25 protein-coding genes are annotated in these 24,635 nt (G+C 43.6%); 17 read left to right on the forward strand and 8 right to left on the reverse strand.

What is annotated here, in order from left to right; translation table 11 throughout:
• Positions 1 to 30: 30 nt before the first annotated feature.
• Both GZ22_RS13895 and GZ22_RS13900 read right to left on the reverse strand, forming a co-directional pair.
• Positions 31 to 1,029: an inorganic phosphate transporter gene (locus tag GZ22_RS13895; protein ID WP_038563682.1), complete on the reverse strand. Its 999-nt coding sequence runs from the start codon at positions 1,027 to 1,029 to the stop codon at positions 31 to 33.
• Between the two features lie 13 nt (positions 1,030 to 1,042).
• Entirely contained in the window at positions 1,043 to 1,660 is a 618-nt protein-coding gene (locus GZ22_RS13900) for a DUF47 domain-containing protein (RefSeq protein ID WP_038563684.1), read from the reverse strand.
• A gap of 185 nt (positions 1,661 to 1,845) precedes the next feature.
• On the opposite strand from GZ22_RS13900, the gene GZ22_RS13905 reads away from it, so the two are divergent.
• Complete coding sequence (locus GZ22_RS13905) at positions 1,846 to 2,142, forward strand: HesB/YadR/YfhF family protein (protein ID WP_038563687.1); 297 nt, start codon at positions 1,846 to 1,848, stop codon at positions 2,140 to 2,142.
• Between the two features lie 38 nt (positions 2,143 to 2,180).
• Here GZ22_RS13905 and GZ22_RS13910 read toward each other — a convergent pair whose 3' ends face one another.
• Positions 2,181 to 3,425, reverse strand: a complete 1,245-nt coding sequence (locus GZ22_RS13910) for a M20/M25/M40 family metallo-hydrolase (protein ID WP_038563690.1) — start codon at positions 3,423 to 3,425, stop codon at positions 2,181 to 2,183.
• Positions 3,426 to 3,636: 211 nt separating this feature from the next.
• On the opposite strand from GZ22_RS13910, the gene GZ22_RS13915 reads away from it, so the two are divergent.
• The 13 genes from GZ22_RS13915 to GZ22_RS13975 all read left to right on the forward strand — a co-directional run bounded on the left by GZ22_RS13915 (position 3,637) and on the right by GZ22_RS13975 (position 15,572).
• The gene (locus GZ22_RS13915; protein ID WP_038563693.1) at positions 3,637 to 4,446 is read left to right on the forward strand and encodes a basic amino acid ABC transporter substrate-binding protein; all 810 of its coding nucleotides are present in this window, start codon (positions 3,637 to 3,639) and stop codon (positions 4,444 to 4,446) included.
• 80 nt (positions 4,447 to 4,526) lie between these two features.
• On the forward strand, positions 4,527 to 5,240 hold the full coding sequence (locus GZ22_RS13920) for an amino acid ABC transporter permease (protein WP_051748293.1): 714 nt from the start codon (positions 4,527 to 4,529) through the stop codon (positions 5,238 to 5,240).
• The gene (locus GZ22_RS13925; RefSeq protein ID WP_038563697.1) at positions 5,179 to 5,901 is read left to right on the forward strand and encodes an amino acid ABC transporter ATP-binding protein; all 723 of its coding nucleotides are present in this window, start codon (positions 5,179 to 5,181) and stop codon (positions 5,899 to 5,901) included. The genes GZ22_RS13920 and GZ22_RS13925 overlap by 62 nt, the downstream gene beginning before the upstream one ends.
• Before the next feature lie 373 nt (positions 5,902 to 6,274).
• Positions 6,275 to 7,051 carry an ABC transporter ATP-binding protein gene (locus GZ22_RS13930; protein WP_038563699.1) on the forward strand — a complete coding sequence of 259 codons (777 nt, stop codon included), beginning with the start codon at positions 6,275 to 6,277 and terminating at the stop codon, positions 7,049 to 7,051.
• The gene (locus GZ22_RS13935; protein WP_038563702.1) at positions 7,038 to 7,853 is read left to right on the forward strand and encodes an ABC transporter permease; all 816 of its coding nucleotides are present in this window, start codon (positions 7,038 to 7,040) and stop codon (positions 7,851 to 7,853) included. The genes GZ22_RS13930 and GZ22_RS13935 overlap by 14 nt, the downstream gene beginning before the upstream one ends.
• Positions 7,854 to 7,863: 10 nt before the next feature.
• Positions 7,864 to 8,871 (forward strand): ABC transporter substrate-binding protein, encoded by a 1,008-nt coding sequence (locus GZ22_RS13940; protein ID WP_038563705.1) that lies wholly within the window; start codon positions 7,864 to 7,866, stop codon positions 8,869 to 8,871.
• Positions 8,872 to 9,042: 171 nt separating this feature from the next.
• A complete protein-coding gene (gene zupT, locus GZ22_RS13945; RefSeq protein WP_038563708.1) occupies positions 9,043 to 9,843 on the forward strand; it encodes a zinc transporter ZupT in 801 nt (266 codons plus the stop codon).
• A gap of 68 nt (positions 9,844 to 9,911) precedes the next feature.
• On the forward strand, positions 9,912 to 10,862 hold the full coding sequence (locus GZ22_RS13950) for an aminopeptidase (RefSeq protein WP_038563711.1): 951 nt from the start codon (positions 9,912 to 9,914) through the stop codon (positions 10,860 to 10,862).
• A 115-nt stretch (positions 10,863 to 10,977) separates the two neighbouring features.
• The gene (locus tag GZ22_RS13955; protein WP_038563714.1) at positions 10,978 to 12,102 is read left to right on the forward strand and encodes an ABC transporter ATP-binding protein; all 1,125 of its coding nucleotides are present in this window, start codon (positions 10,978 to 10,980) and stop codon (positions 12,100 to 12,102) included.
• A gap of 72 nt (positions 12,103 to 12,174) precedes the next feature.
• A complete protein-coding gene (locus GZ22_RS13960) occupies positions 12,175 to 12,687 on the forward strand; it encodes a YfiT family bacillithiol transferase (RefSeq protein ID WP_038563718.1) in 513 nt (170 codons plus the stop codon).
• Between the two features lie 111 nt (positions 12,688 to 12,798).
• Positions 12,799 to 13,584 (forward strand): SDR family oxidoreductase, encoded by a 786-nt coding sequence (locus tag GZ22_RS13965; RefSeq protein WP_038563721.1) that lies wholly within the window; start codon positions 12,799 to 12,801, stop codon positions 13,582 to 13,584.
• 18 nt (positions 13,585 to 13,602) lie between these two features.
• Positions 13,603 to 14,502 carry an NAD(P)/FAD-dependent oxidoreductase gene (locus GZ22_RS13970; protein WP_038563723.1) on the forward strand — a complete coding sequence of 300 codons (900 nt, stop codon included), beginning with the start codon at positions 13,603 to 13,605 and terminating at the stop codon, positions 14,500 to 14,502.
• A 200-nt stretch (positions 14,503 to 14,702) separates the two neighbouring features.
• Positions 14,703 to 15,572, forward strand: coding sequence for a sugar phosphate isomerase/epimerase family protein (locus GZ22_RS13975; protein WP_038563726.1), 870 nt, complete (start codon positions 14,703 to 14,705; stop codon positions 15,570 to 15,572).
• Between the two features lie 203 nt (positions 15,573 to 15,775).
• Here GZ22_RS13975 and GZ22_RS13980 read toward each other — a convergent pair whose 3' ends face one another.
• The 4 genes from GZ22_RS13980 to GZ22_RS13995 are packed head-to-tail and all read right to left on the reverse strand — an operon-like array spanning position 15,776 to position 20,946.
• Entirely contained in the window at positions 15,776 to 16,927 is a 1,152-nt protein-coding gene (locus tag GZ22_RS13980) for a mannitol-1-phosphate 5-dehydrogenase (protein ID WP_038563729.1), read from the reverse strand.
• A complete protein-coding gene (locus tag GZ22_RS13985; RefSeq protein ID WP_038563732.1) occupies positions 16,927 to 17,358 on the reverse strand; it encodes a PTS mannitol transporter subunit IIA in 432 nt (143 codons plus the stop codon). Before GZ22_RS13985 ends, GZ22_RS13980 begins: the two co-directional genes overlap by 1 nt.
• 2 nt (positions 17,359 to 17,360) lie before the next feature.
• Positions 17,361 to 19,445 (reverse strand): BglG family transcription antiterminator, encoded by a 2,085-nt coding sequence (locus GZ22_RS13990; protein ID WP_245609734.1) that lies wholly within the window; start codon positions 19,443 to 19,445, stop codon positions 17,361 to 17,363.
• A gap of 22 nt (positions 19,446 to 19,467) precedes the next feature.
• The gene (locus tag GZ22_RS13995; RefSeq protein ID WP_038563738.1) at positions 19,468 to 20,946 is read right to left on the reverse strand and encodes a PTS mannitol transporter subunit IIBC; all 1,479 of its coding nucleotides are present in this window, start codon (positions 20,944 to 20,946) and stop codon (positions 19,468 to 19,470) included.
• A 318-nt stretch (positions 20,947 to 21,264) separates the two neighbouring features.
• Between GZ22_RS13995 and motA the strand changes: the two genes are divergently transcribed.
• From motA to GZ22_RS14010, 3 genes are all read left to right on the forward strand, one after another.
• Positions 21,265 to 22,059, forward strand: coding sequence for a flagellar motor stator protein MotA (motA, locus tag GZ22_RS14000; protein WP_038563741.1), 795 nt, complete (start codon positions 21,265 to 21,267; stop codon positions 22,057 to 22,059).
• Positions 22,056 to 22,868 carry a flagellar motor protein MotB gene (gene motB / locus GZ22_RS14005; protein WP_038563744.1) on the forward strand — a complete coding sequence of 271 codons (813 nt, stop codon included), beginning with the start codon at positions 22,056 to 22,058 and terminating at the stop codon, positions 22,866 to 22,868. Before motA ends, motB begins: the two co-directional genes overlap by 4 nt.
• A gap of 131 nt (positions 22,869 to 22,999) precedes the next feature.
• A complete protein-coding gene (locus tag GZ22_RS14010; RefSeq protein ID WP_038563747.1) occupies positions 23,000 to 23,806 on the forward strand; it encodes a hypothetical protein in 807 nt (268 codons plus the stop codon).
• Here GZ22_RS14010 and GZ22_RS14015 read toward each other — a convergent pair.
• Positions 23,798 to 24,589 carry a histidinol-phosphatase HisJ family protein gene (locus tag GZ22_RS14015; protein WP_342666726.1) on the reverse strand — a complete coding sequence of 264 codons (792 nt, stop codon included), beginning with the start codon at positions 24,587 to 24,589 and terminating at the stop codon, positions 23,798 to 23,800. The genes GZ22_RS14010 and GZ22_RS14015 overlap by 9 nt on opposite strands.
• Positions 24,590 to 24,635 lie beyond the last annotated feature (46 nt).

A 24,635-nucleotide genomic window follows, 5' to 3' on the forward strand; every position in this document is an offset into this window, starting at 1 on the left:
TTGGTTAATCCAAGCGTGCTTTTCATTATATTAAAAGAAAATGTTCAAGATGTAATAAATCAGACCACCCAGACAAGCTGTGATCGGTAGAGTAATGAACCAAGTAATGACCATACGCTTAGCAGTACCCCAGTTAACACCTTTACGTCGGTGAGCTGCACCAACCCCCATGATGGAGGAAGAAATAACGTGCGTTGTACTTACCGGTAAGTGAATGTAAGTGGCACCAAAAATGATGAACGCTCCAGTCAAATCGGCAGCAACGCCGTTCACTGGACGGATCTTCATGATTTTACCGCCAACAGTTTTGATGATTTTCCAGCCACCGATTGAAGTTCCAAGACCCATCGCAGTTGCACAGGCTGCCTGTACCCAGAACGGGATATCAGATGTTGTGTGCAGCCCTGCTGTGATTAACGCCATCGTGATGATACCCATTGCTTTTTGGGCATCATTCGTACCATGGGTGAATGATTGCAGTGCAGCAGTCAAGATCTGTACGCGACGGAAATTCTTATTTGTTTTCGGTAAGTTCTTTTCTCGGAAAATCAGCTTAATGATGTTATATAAAATAAAACCTACAACAAAAGCCAAAATCGGAGAAATGATCAATGCTTGCAGGATCTTCAAGAATCCGTCTACATTAAGAATAGCAAATCCGCTTGATGCAATAACTGCTCCTGCAAGAGAACCAATGATAGCGTGTGAAGAACTACTCGGAATACCGTAGTACCACGTAATCAAGTTCCATGCAATCCCTGCAATCAGGGCAGCTAGGATAACGACAGAGCCGTTGACAATGTCGTTGGGATTTGCGATATCACTAGTGATTGTTTTAGCAACTCCAGTAAAGGTCATAGCACCAACGAAGTTCATGACTGCAGCCATGATGATAGCATGTCTTGGTTTCAATGCTTTCGTCGAAACAGATGTGGCGATGGCATTGGCAGTATCATGAAATCCGTTGATGAAGTCGAATGCAAGAGCGAAAATGACGGTTAGAATAGTTAATACTAATAAAACATCCATTGTTGTTTACGCCTCACGAATTCTTCATGATGATTGTTTCAAGATTGTTCGCAACAGACTGGCAGCTGTCAGCAATTTCTTCCAGGATGTAGTACAACTCTTTGTACTGAATTACCTTGATTGGATCTTTTTCGTTCTGGAAGAGCTGTTTCAAGGATTTGCGGAAGATCGTGTCACAGTTCTGCTCGTGCTCCTTGATTTTGATTGCATGCTCCTGGATTTCTTTTAGTTTGTTGTGAGAAAGCAAATCGATTGTAATCAAAATTTCCTTTGCGCAGGAACGGATTTCTTCTGTAAATTGGTCGATGAAGCTATCGGAAGAATAAATACCATATGTATCCATCATTCCTGAGAATTCTTCTATTCCATCAAGAACATCGTCTAAGCTGTTCGTCAGCTGAAGGATGTCTTCGCGTTCGATCGGCGTGATGAAGGCATGGTTCAATTCCTTGATGATCGTATGTACAAGCTGATCACCTTTTGTCTCATATTCCTTCAATTTATTGGAGAACTCAGATAAACTCGCTGCATCTTTTACTTTATACGTAACAAAAAAGTCAGCAGTCTCATCAATATTCTTTGCTATATCGGCTAAAAGCAAAGAGAATTTGTCTTGTTTCTTCTTGAACATTACAAAACCTCCGAATGGTGTTTGAATAGGGTTGTTCCTGGGAACATATAATGATAATTTTTTGTAAACTATCCTCTAGAGATTGTAAACTTTTTATTAATAATTATCAATGTTTTCATTTGATTTTTGTCGAATGAGGTACACTTTGTCACTATTTGTTATAGTTGTATAGAAGGGGTGAAATTATGCAGATCTCCATTACAAAGCCCGCATCAAACTGGTTTGTTCAAGAAATGGACCTTGAACCTGGCAGTGCTGTGCGTTTTTATGTTCGCTATGGCGGGATGGGCGGCATTATAGAAGGGTTTTCACTTGGCATTTCCGCGGAACAGCCAAATGATCCAATTACAAGCGAGGAAGTACAAGGTATCACATTCTTCGTCGAACGCTCAGATGCATGGTATTTTGAAGGGGTAGACTTGAGCGTTAAGTATTCACGTAAATGGGACGATATTCAATACGAATATCCTCCGCATAATTGAAAAAATGAGCAAGAGCCAGTACAGGCTCTTGCTCATTTTTAGTTTCGGATAGGAAGCAGTGGTGCGGCGCCATCCTTAACGCCAACCATTCCAAGCAGGGCAAGCAGAATTCGCTGTGGCCCGTAAAAAGCATCAGTCGGATCGAAGAACTCCTCCAGCGTATGGTGTCCACCGCTGTTACCGCCACCTCCGAGTGTGAGGGCAGGAATACCCAGACTGATCGGTACATTTGCATCGGTACTAAGTGGTTCTTCCCGTTCAACCTCAATTCCAAGAACTTCGGCCGCTTGCAGTGCAATATGACGAATCGGGGCATCTTTCGGCTGGCTGCCGGCAGGTCTGTCTCCGACCAGCTCTGTCGTAACTGAAATGCTGCCCGGCTGTTGTCGTGCTTCACCTTCAACCTGTGCTGCTTCTTCAATCATTGCAAGTGCATTAGCCTCCAACTCTGCAAGAGCTTCGCTGGAAACAGAGCGTAAATCCAGCTGGAATCCTGCATGTTGGGCAATAGTATTGATGGAAGTACCACCATGAATCGTGCCGACGTTGTATGTTGTCTTCGGATCTTCAGGAACGGTCAGATCTGCTAACGCAGCTATAGCGCGTCCAGCTGCATGGATGGCGCTTGATGTGCCGAAGTCACCAAAGCTATGTCCGCCTTTTCCTTTAAAGGTTACATTATAGCGTTTGCTGCCGACACCGCAATAAATCAAGTCGCCAGGCGCACCTGGCTCTACAGAGATGAATCCATCCACATATGTATTGTCCCGGAAATATGCTTTCATACCGCGTAAATCGCCTAGACCTTCTTCGCCAACATCAGCGAGGAAGACGATATCTCCCTCTGTTTCGATTTTATTTTTTTCCAAAGTACGCAACAAAGTAAGTAAAACTGCTAAGCCGCGACCATCATCACCAATTCCAGGAGCGTAGACGATTCCATCCTCGACTTTTGCTTTCACATTTGTACCAGCAGGGAAGACTGTATCCAAATGAGCTGCAATAACAACCGTGGGTCCGCTGCCGCTGCCTTTTCGTATGCCATATACATTTCCTTCTTCATCCGTCTTCAAGTCATCTAAGCCAAATGCCGCCAGTTTTTCTTTGAAAAAAGCTGCGCGGTTTTCTTCGTTAAATGGAGGCGCCTCTACTTCCGTCACTTCTATCTGATCCTTTGTTGTCTGCTCGTTATCTTGTTTTAGAAAATATAGTGCGTCACGTACTTGCTGCAGATCCAGAAGCTGCTCGAACTCCTTTGTGAATACCTTGCTGGTTGATGTCATATATTCCCCTGCTTTCCTGTAGTATACGTGTACTGTAACACAAAATCGCAATATACTGACAATTTAAACTGCGTAAATAGTCGAAAAGTAACGATTTGTTCTATTTTTATATTTACAAGGCATAAGATGTTATGTAAAATAAATGCACCGGAATGAATAAATATAGATTTTATTGCAAGTTTACAATATAGATAGAAAAGGGAGATCAACTATGAAATCGGTAAAAAAGCTCATGGCAGCAGCTGGACTTGTTAGTGTTTTATTCTTAAGTGCATGTATATCTAATAACGAATCAAGCGGTTCTGGTGAAGGGGAAAAGCTTACTATCGGAACAGAGGCCACCTTCGCTCCTTTCGAATCCATGGAAGGTGATAAGATTGTTGGATTTGATGCAGATCTGCTAGACGCGATTATGAAAGAAGCAGGAATAGATTATGAATTCCAAAACACTGGCTGGGATCCAATGCTTGTCGGAGTAGATGATGAAACGTTGCAAGGCGGAATGGCTGGCATCACAATAACGGATGAAAGAAAAGAAACATATGATTTCTCCTCTCCTTATTTCGAAGCAACACAGGTTATCGCTGTACCGGAAGGAACGGATATCCAATCAGGTGAGGATATCAAAGGAATGAGAATCGGCGTACAGAACGGAACGACTGGTGATGAAGCGGCACAAAAACTTGTTGGGGAGAACAGCAGTGATCTTTCTAAGTACGATTCATCAGCAGCAACTATGATGGCTTTGCAAAATGGTGACGTAGAGGCTGTAGTGACAGATATCGCAGTAGCTCAGCATTATGTGAAAAATAATCCTGATGCTAACCTAACTTTAATTGAAGATGAAGATAATTTTGAACAGGAATATTACGGAATGCTGCTTCCGAAAGACAGCGAGCATAAAGAAAAAATAGATGAAGCCATCCAAGCGATTATGGAGAACGGCACGTATGAGGAAATCTATCAAGAGTGGTTTGAAGGCACTCCGGATATCGAAGCACTCGAAAGCGCACAGCCATAAGAAGAATCATATAGCGTAACGACAATAACCGTTACGCTATATTTACGTTTTGATTTATCAGCTATACTGAGGTGAGAGAAATGGATTTTAGATGGGAAATCATTAGTGAATATTTACCTTTCTTTATGAGAGGTCTCGGATATACAATTCTGGCGTCTTTGATTGGATTCATTGTTGGAGCTTTAATTGGATTAGTAATCGGAATGGGTAAAAGCTTGTCCAACCCGATACTTCGTCTGCCGTTCATTTGGTATGTGAATATCTTTAGAGGTACTCCGCTGTTAGTACAGATCTTTTTGATCCACTTTGCGGTCATGCCGATTTTCATTAAGCCGCCGGAGCCGCTTATATCATTGATTGTTGCATTGGCATTGAATTCTGCAGCTTATATTGCAGAAATCTTCCGTGCTGGTATCAATTCCATCGATAAAGGGCAGCGGGAAGCTGCGTACAGTCTTGGTATGAACCATGCACAAGTGCTGCGGCATGTCGTGCTGCCGCAGGCGTTCAAACGGATGATTCCACCGCTTGGCAACGAATTTATTGTGTTGGTGAAGGATTCTTCGCTTGGAGCTGTCATTGCTGCACCGGAACTGTTCTACTGGGGAAGAGTAGCAGTTGGAGCGTATTCAAGAGTGTGGGAGCCGTATTTGGCGGTTGCCGTTTTATATTTCGTCGTTTGTTTAGTATTATCATATGTACAGAGCTTTTTAGAAAGGAAGTATGCGACAGATGATCAGCGTAAAAAACCTAAAAAAGTCGTTCGGCGATCTCGAGGTACTGCGGGACATTAACGTCGAAATAGAGGAAAAAGAAGTAGTCGTCGTTATCGGCCCTTCTGGTTCCGGGAAGTCCACTTTCATTCGTTGTCTCAACCGAATCGAGGATATTACGGGTGGTCATGTTTATATAGAAGGAACAGATATCTCTCAGAGAAAAGTGAACATCAATAAAGTACGTACAGATGTTGGGATGGTATTCCAACAGTTCAATCTGTTCCCTCATAAGACAGTACTGGAAAATATCATGCTTTCTCCAATGGTCGTACGCAAGTGGAAAAAGAAGGATGCGGAAGAAAAAGCATTATCATTGCTTCGCAAAGTCGGATTAGAAGACAAAGCAGGCGTATATCCGGAATCTCTTTCCGGAGGACAAAAGCAGCGTGTGGCTATTGCGCGGGCCTTATGCATGGAGCCGAAGGTGATGCTGTTTGATGAACCAACATCTGCACTTGATCCGGAAATGGTCGGAGAGGTGCTTGAGGTTATGAAGCAGCTTGCGAATGAAGGTATGACAATGATCGTTGTAACGCATGAAATGGGCTTTGCGCGAGAAGTTGGTGATCGAGTTCTGTTCATGGATGGCGGTTATATCGTAGAGGAAGCGAAACCGGAGGAGATTTTCAATAATCCGAAGGAAGAACGGACAAAAGCTTTCTTAAGTAAAGTATTATGACAGAACAGCCAGTGCATTTACGTACTGGCTGTTTTTGTAAAAAGGGCGTCATATTTTCTTACAAGTTTGCTGTTATCCTTTATTCCCTATGCTAAAGTAAGGGTAAGATTTTCGGGTAACAAACGAACTGTAACCAATAGGCAACATTCGTCATGTTCTCGGTTAATCCCTCTCATTTGCAAGCAGAATGCATTGTTCGGCTTGTCTTACAGCTTGTACAGGTGATATGTTGCGTGGCATATCTGACTGTGCAGGCTGTTTTTTTGTGCTTTTTGCGGAAATAAGGAAAATTGTGCTGGACATGCTTTGAATTTGTAATCATTTAGCACACTCCTGCGTATGATGGGTCTATAGAAATGACAGGAGTGGCGCAATGTATAAATTAAAAGTCGTAGATGCTAGCAAGATATTCAGACGCGACGGACAGGAAGTTGTTGCATTGCAGGAAACAACAATGCAAATCCCTGTTGGACGCTTTGTCAGTATTATTGGCCCCAGTGGCTGCGGCAAGTCGACACTCTTTAATATGATTGCCGGGCTTATCAAACCAACCACTGGAAAAATCCTTTTAGATGGACAGAATATTGTCGGCAAGAGTGGTTATGTCGGTTATATGCTTCAAAAGGATCTGCTGCTGCCATGGCGGACAATCTTGGATAATGTGATACTTGGCTTGGAAATCAGGGGTGTTTCGAAACGGGAAGCAAGAAAGAGAGCACAGCCATTACTAGAAAGATATGGTTTGCAGGGCTTTGAAAACAATTATCCGCCAGAGTTATCAGGCGGTATGAGGCAGCGGGCGGCATTATTACGAACGCTGCTGTATGACCAGGACGTCATTCTGCTCGATGAACCATTCGGTGCACTGGATGCACAAACAAGATTGCAGATGCAAGGGTGGCTGCTCCGTATTTGGGAGGACTTTCAGAAGACTATTTTATTCATCACTCACGATATAGATGAAGCTATTTACTTATCAGATGATATATATGTTCTTTCCCATCGTCCCGGCAAGCTGAAGGCAAAGATTCATGTGGAATTGGAGCGGCCGCGCAGGGAAGAGACATTGCTGTCGGACAATTTCATATCATTAAAGCAAACATTGCTGGATTTGCTTAGAGAGGAACCGAAAGACAATGGCACAACCTGAAAAGAAACGCTACATCGAGGATGAGAAGAAACGCCAGCAGCGAATGAAGCGGATCGTGTTTGGCGGTCAGATTGGTCTGGGGATACTGGTGATTGTACTATGGGAGGTTCTGACAAGATTCGAAGTGATGGATCCTTATTATTGGAGCAGTCCAAGCACAATCTATGAAACTGCCAAGGTCGCATTTTTGGAAGGAACGCTTTGGGATGATTTGGTCTATACCTCGCTTGCCACGCTGGCTGGCTTTGCAGCTGGAACATTATTTGGTTCCTTAATCGGTCTGTCTTTTTGGTGGTCTGCTTACTATTCCAGAATATCGGAGCCATATTTAATTGCGTTTAATGCCATTCCGAAGCTTGCGCTTGGTCCGGTCATTGTCATTCTGTTCGGCATCGGATTCTTTTCCAAAGTGATGCTTGCATTCCTGATGACTGTCATCGTTACTGCACTGGCTGCTCATAGCGGTATTAAAGCAATTGATAAAGATCTGGAAAAGCTGCTCTATTCCTTAGGCGCAAAACGCAGACATGTATTTACAAAAGTAGTTGTCCCGACAACGATGCCTTGGATTGTCAGCAGTCTGCGAATCAATATCGCATTGGCACTAGCGGGTACAATTGTCGGAGAATTCATCAGTTCCCGTCAAGGAATTGGCAGGATGATCCTTTATGCAGGACAGATTTTGGATATCGACCTTGTTTGGGTAGGTGTCGTTGTATTATCTCTATTGTCTATGCTCATGTACGCAGGGACAGTAAGTTTGGAAAAATTATTGCTTCGCGGTCAAGAACCGAAACAATAGGAGGTGTCCAATGAGAAAAGCGCGGTTGTTTGGTGTGATTTGTTTGGCAGTTTTGCTTGGTATCCTGGCTGGATGTACAGGTGGCGATGAGGGCGAGAAGCTGAAGAAAATAACAATTGCAGAGCCGGTACATTTAACTGGTTATCTGCCGCTGTATGCAGCGATCCATGAAGGCTATTTTGAGGAAGAAGGACTGGATGTAGAAGTTGTAACTGCAACTGGCGGAGCGCATGTAACAACTGTTGTAAGCGGAGATGCCTGGGGTAATATTGCCGGTCCGGATTCTAATGCCCTTGCTAATATCGACTCTAATGACCCAATCGTATCTGTTGTCAACGTTGTTAACCGTGCCAATGTCTACTTGATGGCAGACGGAGATACACCTCCTGCAGGAGCATCAGAGGAAGAATTGGCAGCTTACCTGGAAGGAAAAACGATTGCTGCTGGTCGTTACGGCGGCAGTCCGAACCTGCTGACGCGTTATTTGATCATGGAACTTGGCATGGAGCCAGGTAAAGACGTTTTACTTGAGGAGCCTGCCGATGCAAGTGCAGTTGTATCATTGGTAGAAAACGGCCAGGCGGATATTGCTAATGGAGCTGAACCTCAAATATACGATGGTATTGAAAAAGGTGTATGGAAGGAACCTTTTTACGGATTTCCTAGTTTAGGAGATTACCCGTATAGCGTCATTAGTGTAAAGCAATCCACTATAGACGAAGATCCTGAAACTGTTCAGAAATTTGTAGAGGCTATTACGAAGGCTTTGAAAGCAGTAGATGAAGATGAAGAGCTGGCGATGCGGGTATTGAAGAAGGAATTCCCTACAACAGAGGAAGCAAGCCTGCAAGCCTCACTGGATCGAGCATATGCTGATGAGCTTTGGAGCAAGGATGGTTATATAACGGAGGAAGCAACAGATAAGACGATGGATGTAGTAACGAAGACAGGTGTATACAAGGGAGATTACAAATACGAAGAGCTGGTCAACATGGAGTTCGTTGAGGCTTTGGAATAAACTGAGCTGGCAATCGATGCTAGCTTTTTTTCTTGGAAACTTAGGCAAGTTACTGCCATATAGTATGGAAGGAAAGGGCTCTTTAATGCTTGAAAGTTTCTACTAGGAAACTTTATTGTTATAGTGCATAATAAGAGAAAATAGATTGCGAGCAGAACAAGGAGGGCAATGATGGACGAAAACGTATTACTAGCCTTGGGTTTGACCTTGATGGCGGGCCTTGCAACAGGTATAGGCAGTCTAATGGGATTCTTCACTTCTACAACAAATACAAAATTCTTATCACTCAGTTTAGGGTTTTCAGCCGGGGTGATGATTTATGTCTCGATGGTCGAAATCTTCATCAAGGCCAAAGACGCCTTGACCGGTGCAATGGGTATCCAGGCAGGTAACTGGGCTACTGTAGGAGGATTTTTCGGCGGAATGCTCCTCATTGCACTAATTGATAAATTGATACCAAAGCAATCAAACCCGCATGAAGGCAAGAAAGTCGAAGAGATGGATAATCCGGCACAGAATCAGGCCTTGCTAAAAATGGGTACTTTCACTGCATTGGCTATCGCTATCCATAACTTCCCGGAAGGTATTGCCACCTTCACTTCTGCCCTGCAGGACCCTTCACTTGGGATAGCTATTGCCATTGCTATCGCTATCCACAATATTCCGGAGGGGATTGCTGTTGCAGTGCCAGTATACTTTGCGACAGGTAATAAGAAGAAGGCTTTTGGTCTTTCATTCTTATCAGGTCTGTCGGAACCAGTAGGTGCGGTTCTTGCTTACCTTGTTCTGATGCCGTTTTTGAACGATATTATGTTCGGAGTTATCTTTGCTGCTGTGGCAGGAATCATGGTCTTTATCTCACTTGATGGTCTGCTGCCAGCTGCTAAGAAATACGATGAAGGTCATACCTCCATTTATGGATTGATCAGCGGCATGATGGTTATGGCTGTCAGTTTGCTTCTATTCATCTGAATCAGAAACCGTCTGCTTAAGCAGTCGGTTTCTTTGTGTATAATAGGAAGAAACAGGAGGGATACCCTATGGGAAGTAAATTAGTGGAGAATAGCAGGAATGTATTAAGCAGCAGTCTGGCACTGAAAAAAGAAGAAACATTGCTTATCGTAACAGATGACAGTAAGAAGGAATTGGCGGAAGCACTTTATGCAGCTGGCAGATCAATCGGATCGGAAACATTGCTGCTTGTCATGCAGGATCGAGAGAAGTCCGGTCAGGAGCCGCCAAGCGGCGTTGCAGAAGCAATGAAGCATTGTGATGTTGCAGTTTGTATTACGGAGCACTCCCTGACGCACGCACAAGCAAAAAAAGATGCAGTTGCCGCTGGAGTTCGCGTGGCTACGATGCCTGGTATTACATATGATATGTTTTTGGAAGGCGCAATAAGTGCAGATTACGATACAGTTGAAAAAATGACCTTTGAAGTAACGGATAAATTAAGCCAATCAAAGCAAGTAACAATTAGAAAAGACGGTGAGGAGCTAAGCTTCTCTATCCAAGGCCGCAGCGGCGTACCTAGTACCGGTATTTACCGGAAAAAAGGGCAATCTGGAAACCTGCCTTCTGGTGAAGCATTCATCGCACCTTTGGAAGGTACAGCTTCTGGGCGTATATGGATCGATGGCTCGATCTCAGGTTTAGGCAAGCTGGATGAACCGATCCTCCTTACGATAGAAGAAGGACATTTGACAGCTGCAACGGGACGACAAGGAGAGATGCTCCTGCAAATGCTAGGAACTGGTGATGGACGGAATGTGGCGGAATTCGGTGTCGGAACGAATGACAAAGCCAGAATCACTGGCAACGTTCTTGAGGATGAAAAAGTATACGGGACGATTCATATTGCTTTCGGTAGCAACAACACCTTTGGAGGCGTGGTAGCTGCTGGTGTCCATATCGATTGTGTTGTAAAATCTCCAACAGTTTATTTGGATGATACCTTATTATTGGAAGAAGGAAACATGAAGCGTAGCTAATGCTGCGCTTCTTAGCATATCGCACAATAAAAGCGCTTACATTTTGTGCAAGTGACAAATGGAAATAAAAGACGAAACACGGTAAAGTAAAGATATATAAAAGGAGGCGCTTACATTGGCTAAAATACAGTTGAAGAATATCCAGAAAGTCTATGATAAGAACGTTATGGCAGTTGAAGATTTCAACTTAGAGATAGATGACAAAGAATTTATCGTTTTCGTTGGTCCCTCCGGTTGCGGGAAATCAACGACTTTACGTATGATTGCTGGTCTGGAGGAAATCTCAGGCGGTGACTTCTATATGGACGGAGAAAAAATGAACGATATCCCGCCAAAGGATCGGGATATTGCAATGGTATTCCAAAACTATGCGCTTTATCCGCATATGAACGTATACAATAACATGGCCTTTGGTTTGAAGCTCCGTAAATTTAAAAAAGATGAAATTGACAAACGCGTACAGGAAGCTAGCCGAATCCTTGGATTGACAGATTATCTTAACCGGAAGCCAAAAGCACTTTCCGGTGGTCAGCGTCAGCGTGTAGCACTTGGACGTGCGATTGTCCGTGATGCGAAAGTATTCCTCATGGATGAGCCGCTTTCCAACTTGGATGCAAAGCTGCGTGTACAGATGCGTGCGGAAATCCAGAAGCTGCACCAGCGTTTGCAGACAACTACTATTTACGTAACACATGATCAGACTGAAGCGATGACGATGGCAAGCCGACTTGTTGTTATGAAAGACGGCATCATCCAGCAGGTAGGTGCACCGAAGGATGTTTATGATAATCCAAATAACATGTTCGTAGGCGGCTTCATCGGCTCTCCATCTATGAACTTCCTCAACGTGACGATCCAGGATGGCAAAGCAAAACTCGGAGATGTTACATTCCAGCTTCCGCCTGCAAAACGTAAAATGCTGCAGGAGGCAGGTTACGGTAACGGTGAGGTTGTGATGGGAATCAGACCAGAGCATATCCACGATGCTGATTATGAAGAGAACCTGGCACATGCTCATGAAGTGGAAGCAACAATTGATGTGGTTGAATTGATGGGTGCTGAAAGCTTCCTTTATGCGGATATGGCTGGCCAGGAATTCGTTGCTCGTGTTGATGCTCGTTCGGATATCAAGGGCAAGGATAAGCGCACGCTATTGTTCGACATGGAACAAGTACATTTCTTCGATAAAGAAACAGAAGCCCGGATTACAGAAGCAAACGCTGCTTCACAAGTATCCTGATAAAAAGCCTGTGCCCAGTGGGTGCAGGCTCTTTTTATATGGTAAGATTATCTAAATTAAGTGAGGAGGGATTTGATGGACAGAAAATATCCTATCGGTCAGTTTCAACAGGTAGGGCCTATAGTTGAGGAGCAAATTAAGCAGTGGATAGAAGAAATAAATCAGCTGCCAGAGCAGATGACGTCGCTAGTGAATGGATTGTCAGAGGCTGAACTTTTGCATACATATCGGGAAGGAAGCTGGAATATTAAACAGCTTGTACATCATGTAGCTGACAGTCATCTGAACTCCTTCATCCGTTTCAAATTGGCTTTGACAGAAGAAAATCCAATCATTAAGCCATACGAAGAAGCAGAATGGGCCAAGCTGCCAGATTATGCTATGCCTCCTCAATCTGCTTTGGATCTGCTCGCATCCATCCATCGTAAATGGGTTGTTCTGCTGCGCTCGCTAACTGCTGAACAGCTGGAGCGGACATTCCAGCATCCAGAATCAGGTGAAGTGAGCTTGAAGGAGAATATCGGAATTTATGCTTGGCATGGCAAACATCATTTAGCTCATATTCGTTTGGCGCTGGAAAGCTAGGACTGACTATGGAAGAGTATCCGACATGGATACTCTTTTTTAATTGAACGGGGTTTTACTTCTGGATTAGTAAGGAAATAACTAGTAGATAGATGAAGGAGTGGGTTAGGGATGGATGGATCATTGGGTGGGAAAGTAGCAGTTGTGACTGGCGCTGGATCTGGTATCGGAAAGGCAGCTGCAATTATGCTCGCTGAAAATGGTGTTCGGGTAGGACTCTTTGATATGGACGCATCTGCTGTAGAGAAAACAGCAGCCGAAATCAAGTCGGCTGGAGGTGTGGCGATAACAGCTAAAGTCGACATAGCAGATAGCGCGCAGCTGCAGCAGGCGTACAAGCAAGTGCTTGAAAAGTACGGACAGCTGGACATCGTCTTTGCTAATGCGGGCATCAATGGCACGCTTTCTCCTATTGAACATTTGCCTGAGGAAGAATGGGATCAAACGCTCGGAACAAATGCGAAAGGTACTTTTCTGACAGTAAGGTTCGCCATTCCTTATATGAAAAGCAATGGCGGGAGTATTATCATTACCAGTTCTATTAATGGCAATCGAACGTTCTCTGGTTTCGGGATGAGTGCGTATAGTGCCTCAAAAGCAGCAGAAACTGCTTTCGGCAAAATGGCTGCATTGGAATTATCAGCTTATCGTATCCGAGTAAATGTCATCTGCCCAGGTGGAATCGAAACGAATATTGAAAAACGGACAAAGAAGGATGAGGAGCATCTGGCCGAAGTCACGATCCCCAAAATCTTTCCTAAAGGCCAGCATCCTTTGAAAGGGGAGCCTGGAAAGCCGGAGGATGTAGCTTCTATTGTCTGCTTTTTAGCATCCGATGCTTCGGGGCATATGTCAGGGAGTGTTCTTTATGCGGACGGTGCAGAAACATTGCTATAAATTTTAGGAGGCAAATGAATGTATGATGTAATTATTATTGGCGGCGGAATTGCAGGAATTCAAGCAGCTATTCAGTTTGGCAGATACAAGCGGGAAGTACTAGTTTTGGATAAGCGAAATGACGGCAGATCGCATTGGTGCAAAAGCTATCATAATTTGATTGGCTGGCCAGATGGGGTATCAGGGAATCATTTACTGGAGCTGGGCCGGAAACAAATTGATTCGTATGGCTGTATTAAAATCGAACAGCAGGAAGCAGTGGAAGTGGAGAAGTGGAAGGATGGTTTCACAGTCAAAACAGCAGATGGCCATACACATGATGCAAAACTTCTGCTGTTCTCAACAGGAATAACGGATCGGATACCAATTAAAGAGCTTTATCCGCTGCTAGGTACGGATGTGTACGTGTGCCCTGATTGCGATGGCTATGAAATCAGCGGAAAGAGGACTGTTGTTGCTGGTACAGGAGAAGCGGGAGCTCATTTAGCCATTATGCTTGCTTACTGGTCAAACGATATTGTTTTCGTTAACCACGAGCAGGAGCCCGTTTCTGAAGAAACATTTGAGGAATTGAAAAAGCACTCAATCGAATATTACGACCAGCCAATCGAGGAAGTCGTATTAGACGAAGAGGATAAATTAGAAGGATTCATGGTAAATGGCGAGAAGCTGTGGGCAGAAAAAGCTTTTGTCGCCTTCGGTAAAAATCGAGTGAACAGTATGCTGGCTGATTCATTGGGTGTGGAACTCCACAAAAACAAGCACATCGAAAATAATCCCCGTACAAAGGAAACAAGCGTCGAGGGCGTCTGGGCAGCGGGAGATGTAACAGTGCATTCCGAACAGGTCAGCATCGCAATGGGAGATGGCATGCAAGCCGCTATCTGGATGCAAAAGCGTTTATTGAAGATGAAATAAAAGATTGATTATAACGTGCCTGATTACAGATTCATTTTGTGGTCAGGTTTTTTCATGCGTTAATCATATACATCGACTATAATGTGAATTATCTAGCTTAGATCAAGCATGCATGTGTTATAGGTATTTCTTCACTTCTGATGTTCAGTGTTTCAAAGCATGGTTTTCTTTAAAACAGCATATTAAAGGAGTGTAATAAAGTGAAGTTTTCTATTTATTCAGTAATGACTCCGGATATCACGCCTGAAACATTGATTGCCTATTTGAAAGACACCAACTACACAGCTGTAGAGTGGCGGTTCAGCGAAACACCAGTTGACGTTAAAAGTGAGAAACCAAGTTATTGGAGGAATAACCTGTGTACAATTTCCCCCTCGATAACGGACTATGACATACAAGTTTTAAAAGATAAAGCAGAAGATAGCGGCATTAACATGTTAAGTGTGCTTCCATACTTAACTGCTGGCGACTTGGAGTCAACAGAACACGCGCTGCAGATTGCCAAAAAACTAGGAGCTTCCACGATACGCTTAGGAATTCCTGTTTACGATCGTTCCAAGCACTATAATGATTTATTTAAATCTGCTGCTGCTTATTTAAGCGAAGTAGAACAGATGTGTAGACAATATAAAGTAAAAGGATTAGTAGAGACACATCACCACACAATTGCACCTAGCGCAAGCCTGGCGTATCAGTTGGTTTGTTCATATGATCCTGATCACATCGGAGTTCTGTATGATCCCGGCAATATGGTACACGAAGGTTATGAGAATTACAGGATGGGACTAGAATTGTTAGGAGATTATCTTGCGCATGTACATGTCAAAAATGCAATCTGGCAAAGGGGACAAACACAAGAAGATGGAACTGTGGATTGGTCTGTGCAGTGGGCGCCAATCGAAAAAGGAGCTGTGAATTGGAAACAAGTTCTCCTTGATTTAAAAGCGGTTGGGTACGATGGGTATGTCGGTATGGAGGATTTTAGTGCATCCATGTCTACAGTAAATTCAATCAAACACAACATTGAAACAGTTCAACGATTCCTTGCGGAGAATGAAGAAGCTTACTAATTGATGAGTTGCTGCGAGTCTAATGAGAAAAATAAAAACATGTTAAAAGGTCTACGGAGGTCTTGGATATCAATTTAAGACGTATCATAAAGCTAATGAAAGATAAAACATAAAAAAGAGGTTCAATCCGTTCGAAATGGAAAGGATTGAACTTCTTTTTTGTTCTCTTAAACAACTGAACAACGTCTGTTTTATGCGGACGCTTATGCTTTGTTTTTTTGTTGTTCGTACTTTTTGATGGCTTGTTGAACTAGCTGGCTGTCCTTAGGCTGTCCGCTAATACGTGACAAAGCGGAAGCAGCTCCTTCAGACTTAATGCGTTCTTGCAATTCTTTCGCTTCATCGTCACCTTCTGGATTGAATTTCAATGCATAAGCGATAGTCGTAAGCAGCGCCTCAGCTGATTTGCCTTGCTCTAACAATGATTGTGCTGGGTAGACTAATCTATCCTTCGGACCAAGCTTGCGAATTGGACCCCGTCCTACACGTGTTACCATATCAGAAATGTACGGATTCTGGTAACGCTGAAGAATTTTTGCAATATAGTGAGTCAGATCATCTTCCTCGAAGCCCCATTTCTCCTGCAATAAGGAGCTGGTTTCTTCTAATGCCTGTTTAGCCAGGCTCAGAATCTCTTCATCTTTAATAGCATCAATGATGGTGTCATAGCCTTTCGCATAGCCTGCATAAGCGATAGCAGCATGACCAGTATTAACTGTCAAAAGCTTTCTTTCGATATAAGGCTCCAGATTATCAACAAATGTAATCGCTTTGATATCCGGAAGTTCGCCCTGCCAGTTTTTCTTTTCCACAACCCATTCGAAATAAGGTTCTACCTGGACTGTCAGCAAATCCTGCTGCTCCTGTATCGGAACAATCCGGTCAACAGCCGCGTCGCAGAAGGCTGTATAGCTTTCCACGTTTTCCATGTCCTGTGCATCGATATGAGAGATGACGAACTCGCGCAGCTGGCTGGAGCCACGAATCATATTCTCACATGCAATAACATGGACTGGCTTGGGCTGTTTTGCACGCTGGACAAGTCCTTTGGCAATTACAGGTGCAACATGCGGCAGGATAGAAGGACCCACCGCAGTCGTAACAAGATCAGCTTCTGCAATTGCTTTGATGACAGCTTCTTCTTCTGTACTACTATTCAAACCAGTAACACCGGTTATGATTTCAGAATGTGTTTCTTCCTGTGCGTAGACGACTTCATATTGCTGCTTTTCTTTCAAAGCAGAGATGATATCACTATTCACATCAGCAAAAGTAACATGTACATCGGCGTGAGAGAGAAGGGCGCCGATAAATCCTCTGCCGATATTGCCAGCACCAATGTGTACGCTCTTCATTACGCATCTACCTCAGAGAACATGTCAATGATCTCCTGTTTGCTTGTTGCATTCACAAGCTTTTCAATGTTTTCCTCTTCTGAGCAAACGATAGCAATTTGCGAAAGGATATCTAAATGTTCATTGTTCTTTCCAGCAATACCGAAAACAAGCTTCACTTCGTTGCCATCGAATGTAACGCCTTCTGGTGCCTGGATAATAGAGATACCGGAAGCGATGACTTCGCCTTTAGCATCTTCTGTACCATGCGGGATAGCTACGAAATTACCCATATAAGTTGACGTTAATGCTTCTCGTTCAATCATCTTATCCACATACGTTTCATTAACATAGCCATTATCCACAAGAATTTGGCCGGCTTTCCGGATAGCATCTTCCTGATTGTCCAATTGTGTGTTCATTAAAATATTAGCTTCTTGTAATACTTCCATGATTACCCTCCTAAATGATCTGTGAATTGTTGGATGTGGGCAGTGAGCAGCTGCGCCAATTCTTTGCTAAGTGCCTCCTGATCCGCAGAACGAATCATGTGCTGAATATGCTCTTCCAAAATAAGAATGCTGATTTTACTAAACAGCTCGTAACAGCTCAAAGGCAAATTGTCCGGTGCAGCAAGGATAAAGAGACGGTCAGCCTCCATCACTTGATTGTCCATCCCCTTGATCATGATAGGGGAGGATAGCGCCATCATCCAAAATGCGGGCTGCTCGATTTCTGTGCTGCGACTGTGATACAAAGCCATCCTTGTATCAGGGATACCCATTCCTCCGAGCTCATCTCGTTGTCTGAGAAGGGAGGCAAGTGTTCCGTGTTTATTTATGACTGTATGGTCAACTGCATGTTGATCGATTTGAGAAAATAGATCTGCCTGCATTTGATATGTCCTATCAATCATAAAGTTATTCCATATGATGCGGCTCACTTCTGTCAATGTCTGTAATTCTTCTAGTTTTGAATCGAAAGCTGAAACGGATGGAAATGCTGCTGGCATTTCTTTTGCAGGTGCTGCTTGCTTCCTTTTCTTATATATAGTCGGAAGTTCCTGTTGGATAAATGCATCCACTCGTTTGACATCAGGTCCAGGCAGCAGTGGATTAACAAGCAAATACTGGCGGTGGAACTGGTCAAGGCTGATAGTTGATATAAGCAAATCAAAGCTTTCCAATTGCATATCCTTCAGCTCTAAGAAAGATGACAGCGACACCTGCGTGATTTCGGGAAATTCGTTCTGAAGCCTGCTGGCAAGCATCTTAGAAGTACCTATCCCGCTTGCGCAAACGACTAAGGCATGCAATCGTTGTCTGCTGCGCTGCCGTTCTCTTGCAGAAGCGAAGTGCAGTGCCAGAAAGGCAACCTCGCCCTGTCCGAAACGAAAAGTCGGAAACACCGTTTCAAGAGCTTTTCGGACTGCTGTTACAACTTCTTGATAATCTTGTTCAATCTTCTCTGTAAGCGGATTGTACGTTTGTATTCCTTCCCGTGCCCGGCTAATTGCTGGTTCAATATGGGCAAGCAATCCGGTGGTGAAAGTTTCGTCCTTTTCTAGCTGCGGCAGCTGTATCGCTACAGCAACCAACTGGATGAAAGCTTGTACTTGCAGCTCGAATAGCGGATCAGAGCGATGTGTCGTTTCGTTTCGCTTCGCCCCTTGAATCTGAACGGCAATATAACCGATCTCCGAAGCTGAAAACGTAATAGAGAAGGTATTTTCCAATTCCCTGCTGAGTGCCGCGGCAATCGTATATTCTTCCGTTTTTTGTAAAGATTCCAATAGCGGAGGGGAAAGAATGACAAATCTAGCTTGCTGTATCCTTTTAATCGTAATGCTTATATACGTAATAAGTGCAACATAGGCATTATCAGCAATGGAATAAGATAGCTTGGCTAAGTGATCCATCACGTATTTTTCGACCATTGTCATACGCTGATCCTTGATGATATTTTGAAGAAACTGATGCAAATTCTGTTCTTCATGATCATTGGTAAACGTGTAAATAGATGCTTGATCCAGCTGCTCCATCATAAGCTGGACAAGTACCTTCCTTTTTTCGTTCTCTTCACCATCGAGCTCAACTCCAACACCGCGGCGCCTTATGATGGACAGCGAATAATCGGCTAGCCTGGCTTCCAATGCATCCAAATAAACGGATAAGGCCGTCTTCGATAATTGCACTTCATTTGCCAAATAAGCAACTTTAACAGGTTCGCTAGCTTCAACCAGTAAATAAAGCAAATGGAGCAGCCGCTCTTCCTGGGTCGTATCTACCTCGACCGCATCACGCAGCTGCTCTTGCAATGCTTCCATCTGATCCCTTTCTCCTTCAACCCGAATACCGGATCCAGTAACACGCAGCAGGGACAGCTTATTCTCGGCAAGTGTTCGTTCCACTTGCTTCAATTCCCGGTGAATAGTTCGAGAGCTGACATGTAATAGCTCTGCCAGCTCTCGAATGGAGATGAATTGGTTTCTGGAACGCAGCAATTGCAGGATTATTCTTCTTTCTCTGCTGCTAACCATTTCCAAATCAATCACTCCTTACTTATTGATGCTTTTTAAGATTCTCGATCAGTTCTGCATACCGCGGACTGTTCAAGAAGTTTTCTACTGAGATATGCTCAGCATCCGGACGTTTGTTGCGAGCGCGGTCCGTCAGATTCTTTTGAGTGATGACGATATCGGCATCATTCTGGATATTGGAGATGGCTGCATTATCGACCTTGATTTCGGTCAAGCCAGCATCCTTCATTTTCTTACGCAGAAGAGAGGCACCCATTGCGCTCGATCCCATTCCGGCATCACAAGCGAATGTAATTTTGTTTACATTGCTGTAGTCGAAAGAATCACTGTTAGTATCGACATGCTGTGCGTTAGCTTCAACTGCTTCATCTGTTGCGCCAGCTGATTGGTTGATACCAACTGCAGCTGCAGGCTTTGTACCTTTCATTTCTTTAGACTTCGCAGTTGCTTCTTCGATATTCGTATCTGCGGCAATCGGGCTGCGTTTCAGGACGACAGCGGAGATTGCGAATGATACAGCAGTTGCACCGATGATACCGATTGCCAAGCCAAGGTAATCACTTGGGTTACCCATTAGGAAGATGGCGATAACGCTACCTGGTGATGCTGGTGAGCGAAGACCTACATCCAATAGAGAGAATAGAAGAGTTCCTGTTACACCGCCGCCAATTGCAGCAACGATAAGGAAAGGCTTCATTAGGATATACGGGAAGTAGATTTCATGAATACCCCCGAAGAAATGGATGATTGCTGCACCCGGTGAAGATGCTCTTGCACTTCCTGTACCGAAGAACATGAAAGCAAGCAATATTCCGAGTCCCGGTCCTGGGTTTGCTTCAAGCAAGAACAGGATGGATTTTCCTACTTCAGCTGATTGTTCTATACCAAGCGGTGTGAAGACACTATGGTTGATAGCGTTGTTCAAGAACAAAACTTTCGCTGGTTCGATCAAGACGTTTACAAGTGGCAGAAGACCAAGCCCAACGAGCCAGTCAACACCAGATGCCAATACGTTTGTCAAACCTTCAAGAAGCGGACCTACGAAATAGATGGCGCCGATAGCGAGTGCACCGCCGATGATACCGGCAGAGAAGTTATTAACAAGCATTTCGAAACCGGAACGTACTTTAGAACCGATATATTGATCAAACAATTTGATGGCATATCCGCCGAGCGGACCCATTGCCATTGCTCCAAGGAACATTGGAGTATCCGGTGAACCTACAATTGCCCCCATGGTGACAATGGCTCCGACAACCCCGCCTCGGAAATCGTGTACGAGACGTCCACCAGTGAAACCAATCAATAGTGGTAATAGATAAGTGATGGACGGACTTACAATCTGTGCGATTGTTTCATTTGGAAACCATCCGTCAGGAATGAATAAAGCGGTAATAAGACCCCAAGCAATAAATGCACCGATGTTTGGCATAACCATGCTGCTCAAATATGAGCCAAACTTTTGAACACGAGCGCGGACACTGGCTTTTTCCTGTGCCATGCTTTTTTCCCCCTTTTATATGTGAAAAAATAATTAATAAAGTAGTGCTTGCTTCTATCTTACGTGTAATGTATGCGATTTCACAACAGAAACAAACACCACCTTTGTCACGAGTCTTCCTGCCAACTGTGTCTTATGCAATGTTCTTAGCTTAGGTAAATAGCCGCAGAGTATACTGTCGAACTTAAATATGACACTTTTGTTACTGATAACCTTCTCTGCTGGAAAAGAAACGTAAAGTTTATGAAAAAGCATACAGATTTTATAATTGCATCCGATATTAATGGTAATCAAACTTTTTTTAGGAGAATGGAATATATGGATAAATCATCAATCATTGGTGTTATATTGGGCTTGGTTGCCGTCGGAGTAGGGATGGTATTGAAGGGTGTAAGTCCTGCAGCACTTATTAACCCAGCTGCCATACTGATTATTATTGTCGGAACAGCAGCTTCTGTTGTACTGGCGTTCCCGGGAAATGAATTGAAACGGTTCCCTAAGCTGCTTGGTGTTGTATTTAAGAATAAACAGGAATTCGATACAAAAGAGCTTGTCCGTATGTTCTCGGAGTGGTCACAGATTAGTCGGAAAGAAGGATTGCTGGCATTGGAGAACAGTGCTCGTGATGTTGAAGATGACTTTCTTCGTAACGGATTAAGTATGGCAGTTGATGGAGAATCACCTGAATATATTCGTAATGTTTTAAATGAAGAAGTTGATGCGCTGGAAGATCGGCATGCTATTGGTGCTTCCATTTTCACGCAAGCAGGAACATATGCACCGTCATTAGGCGTTTTAGGAGCAGTTATCGGTCTGATTGCGGCACTTGGTGATATTTCCGATATCGATAAGTTAAGTCACGCTATTGCTGCTGCCTTTGTTGCAACATTGATGGGGATATTCACAGGCTATGTAATCTGTCACCCGATCGCCAATAAATTGAAACGTAAAACACAGCAGGAAGTACAGCATAAGCTGCTGATGGTGGAGGGTATCCTGTCTATCTTGGAAGGTGAAACACCGCGTATGCTTGAACAAAAGCTGCTCGCTTACTTGCCAAGTAAGGAAAAAGCTGAGTTTGGTGAGGCTGAAGAAGAGGAAGTGGCAGTATGAGCCGGAAGCGCAAGCACAAAAAGCATGAAGAACATGTGGACGAATCCTGGCTGTTACCGTATGCCGATCTTCTGACCCTTTTGCTGGCGCTTTTCATTGTCTTATTTGCCACCAGCTCAATCGATGCGCAGAAGTTCGCTAAGATATCTGACTCTTTCAGTACTATCTTACATGGCGGAGAAGGATTATTGGAATCCAATACAAGCATGACACCAGGAAACGATACTAGTTCAACTGTTATCGATCAGAATAATGAGGAAGAAAAGAAAGATGAGACAGTCGCATCTGAAGAGGCTGACAAAGAGAAAGATAACGATGCTGATTTGGAAGCAGCAGAACAGGAAGAGCTAAAGAAAATCCAGGAGAAAATCGAGACATATATCAAGGATAAAGATTTGAGTGATAAGTTTTCAACTGCATTGACGGATGAAGGTTTACTGCTTACAATCAATGACAATGTCTTGTTCAATTCAGGCAGCAGTGAGGTCAGTGTAAGTGATGAAGAGATCGCAAGAGAAATCTCAGACCTTCTTGTCATGGATCCACCGCGAGAAGTAATTATCAGCGGTCACACGGATGATGTGCCTATCAGTACATCATCGTACAATTCCAACTGGGAGCTCAGTGTGATGCGTTCTGTCAATTTTATGAAAGTTGTATTAGAAAACGAGGAGCTTGACCCGCGCTGGTTCAGTGCAAAAGGGTACGGAGAGTACAAGCCGATCGCTTCAAACGATACAGCAGAAGGCAGGGAAAAGAACCGTCGAGTGGAAGTGTTGATTTTGCCTCGAGAAGCTGAAACAGAGTAACAGTCCTTTTAGGGCTGTTATTTTTAGTATGGAATGAAAATGCTTACATAAGAATAGGGAAATAAGGTAGGATTGAGTTAGGGAAATTTGTGAAATACTAGATATAGTTAGGAAAGAACGGAGGAATTCAGATGATTACGAAAGAGTCATTACCGCAGCAGGTGAGTGAAGCTGCTGAGCGCAATCGGCAGCAGGATGATGAACGTATGGATGTTTGTCCTGCTGTCTGCAAGGATAATCACATACCGGTGCATTATTATTTTACATTTATGCCAAGCAATGAACGGCTGCTTGTTGCAGAAGACGGCAGGGTTCCTGCACAGCATGAAGTGGAGGATCTCGCGGCGCGTTATTATAGTTATATGACCAGCGTACAGATGATACGAAGATTAACTTCTGATAATGGAGTCAAATTGACGGATAAGCGTTATCATTCTTTTCGCCAGCTGCTGGAGGCAGTGGAGGAGAATGTGATGCATCTGGCTACGGATATCATCCAACAGGCTTTCTCCAGATTTTTTGAGCTATTGGATACAATTCAGAAGGAGCAGCAGGCAATATTGAAGCATACAGCGGAAGCCGAGAAGCTGATGAACGATACAATCAATAAAGGAACATTCACAACTGCAGAGCAGGAAGTAATGGAACAGCATGTGAATAAGATCGTACAGGCACAATTTACGATTGCGCAGAAGAAAGAGGAGACAGCAGCCAGTCAGGCAGAAGTATTTGAATTCTTCAAAGAAGAAATGTGGCTCGATCTGAAGCTGATGACTTATTATGTAAGACTGCGAGTCCTGAGGAAAGAATTATGGAGTGAAGAAGAATCCTATATGCAAAATCCTGACAATCCAGCATTAGTGCCAGAGAGCCAGGATGAGCAATTTAAAGCATTTATTAAGCAGAAGCTGCGTAATGAAAAGAATGTATTAGCTTAAAGGTAAAGGTACAGCTCGCGGTTCACGTTTATCGAATTGGCAGATATGTGTGAAACCGCATTGTCTGGCAATTAAAGCAGCCTCTTTTATACCAGCCCCGACTGTTTCTGCTTTATGGGAATCCGAGCCGAGTGTAAGGATCTTGCCGCCTAAATCATTGTATAGCGAAACAATCTGTGGCGTAGGCAGGGCCTCACTTAAGGAGCTCCGCATTCCGGATGTATTAATTTCAATACCGATACCGCGCTGTATTGCTTTTTCTAAGATTGCAGCAATTTGATCTTTATGTTGTTCGAATGTATAAACGTTATGTCCTTCTTGGACTGCGTACCGCTTCATCAAATCGATGTGAGCAAGTACGTCGATGTCGGCATCCGAAACTAGCTTGTACATTTCAGCGAAGTAGTCATCGTAGAAAGTGTCTTCATTCGCACGAAGATGAAGGCGCAGTTTCTGATTGCCGATATTATGAACAGAACCCATTATAAAATCAAAAGGAATCGAATTGAGCTCTGTCTGATATACATCCATCATCAGATGTGGTTCGCATAGTTCGATTCCCATCTTGATTGTGAGTTGGTTGCCATAGGAATCTTGTGAGTCTTTAATATCTTGCTGATATTTTGCGAAATCCATATGACCGTATGTTGGTGCAGATGGATTTACGGAAAAATGCTCGGTGAAACAGATTTCTTTGATTCCTTTGCTGATTGCTTGTTCACACACGTCCTGCATGATAGCTTTGGAATCGATTGAGTTATTCGTGTGATGATGGTAATCCATATACATAATCTCTAATCTGCCTTCTTTCCGTTCGTACTTATTAGGT

The organism is Terribacillus saccharophilus, assembly GCF_000725365.1.
Taxonomy (GTDB): Bacteria; Bacillota; Bacilli; order Bacillales; family Amphibacillaceae; genus Terribacillus; species Terribacillus saccharophilus.

Excerpts from the sequence above, each read along its gene's own strand:
- GZ22_RS13895 (WP_038563682.1), bottom strand. The coding sequence starts at position 1,029 with ATGGATGTTTTATTAGTATTAACTATTCTAACCGTCATTTTCGCTCTT.
- GZ22_RS13900 (WP_038563684.1), bottom strand. The coding sequence starts at position 1,660 with ATGTTCAAGAAGAAACAAGACAAATTCTCTTTGCTTTTAGCCGATATA.
- GZ22_RS13905 (WP_038563687.1), top strand. The coding sequence starts at position 1,846 with ATGCAGATCTCCATTACAAAGCCCGCATCAAACTGGTTTGTTCAAGAA.
- GZ22_RS13910 (WP_038563690.1), bottom strand. The coding sequence starts at position 3,425 with ATGACATCAACCAGCAAGGTATTCACAAAGGAGTTCGAGCAGCTTCTG.
- GZ22_RS13915 (WP_038563693.1), top strand. The coding sequence starts at position 3,637 with ATGAAATCGGTAAAAAAGCTCATGGCAGCAGCTGGACTTGTTAGTGTT.
- GZ22_RS13920 (WP_051748293.1), top strand. The coding sequence starts at position 4,527 with ATGGATTTTAGATGGGAAATCATTAGTGAATATTTACCTTTCTTTATG.
- GZ22_RS13925 (WP_038563697.1), top strand. The coding sequence starts at position 5,179 with ATGATCAGCGTAAAAAACCTAAAAAAGTCGTTCGGCGATCTCGAGGTA.
- GZ22_RS13930 (WP_038563699.1), top strand. The coding sequence starts at position 6,275 with ATGTATAAATTAAAAGTCGTAGATGCTAGCAAGATATTCAGACGCGAC.
- GZ22_RS13935 (WP_038563702.1), top strand. The coding sequence starts at position 7,038 with ATGGCACAACCTGAAAAGAAACGCTACATCGAGGATGAGAAGAAACGC.
- GZ22_RS13940 (WP_038563705.1), top strand. The coding sequence starts at position 7,864 with ATGAGAAAAGCGCGGTTGTTTGGTGTGATTTGTTTGGCAGTTTTGCTT.
- zupT (WP_038563708.1), top strand. The coding sequence starts at position 9,043 with ATGGACGAAAACGTATTACTAGCCTTGGGTTTGACCTTGATGGCGGGC.
- GZ22_RS13950 (WP_038563711.1), top strand. The coding sequence starts at position 9,912 with ATGGGAAGTAAATTAGTGGAGAATAGCAGGAATGTATTAAGCAGCAGT.
- GZ22_RS13965 (WP_038563721.1), top strand. The coding sequence starts at position 12,799 with ATGGATGGATCATTGGGTGGGAAAGTAGCAGTTGTGACTGGCGCTGGA.
- GZ22_RS13970 (WP_038563723.1), top strand. The coding sequence starts at position 13,603 with ATGTATGATGTAATTATTATTGGCGGCGGAATTGCAGGAATTCAAGCA.
- GZ22_RS13980 (WP_038563729.1), bottom strand. The coding sequence starts at position 16,927 with ATGAAGAGCGTACACATTGGTGCTGGCAATATCGGCAGAGGATTTATC.
- GZ22_RS13985 (WP_038563732.1), bottom strand. The coding sequence starts at position 17,358 with ATGGAAGTATTACAAGAAGCTAATATTTTAATGAACACACAATTGGAC.
- GZ22_RS13990 (WP_245609734.1), bottom strand. The coding sequence starts at position 19,445 with ATGGTTAGCAGCAGAGAAAGAAGAATAATCCTGCAATTGCTGCGTTCC.
- GZ22_RS13995 (WP_038563738.1), bottom strand. The coding sequence starts at position 20,946 with ATGGCACAGGAAAAAGCCAGTGTCCGCGCTCGTGTTCAAAAGTTTGGC.
- motA (WP_038563741.1), top strand. The coding sequence starts at position 21,265 with ATGGATAAATCATCAATCATTGGTGTTATATTGGGCTTGGTTGCCGTC.
- motB (WP_038563744.1), top strand. The coding sequence starts at position 22,056 with ATGAGCCGGAAGCGCAAGCACAAAAAGCATGAAGAACATGTGGACGAA.
- GZ22_RS14010 (WP_038563747.1), top strand. The coding sequence starts at position 23,000 with ATGATTACGAAAGAGTCATTACCGCAGCAGGTGAGTGAAGCTGCTGAG.
- GZ22_RS14015 (WP_342666726.1), bottom strand. The coding sequence starts at position 24,589 with ATGGATTACCATCATCACACGAATAACTCAATCGATTCCAAAGCTATC.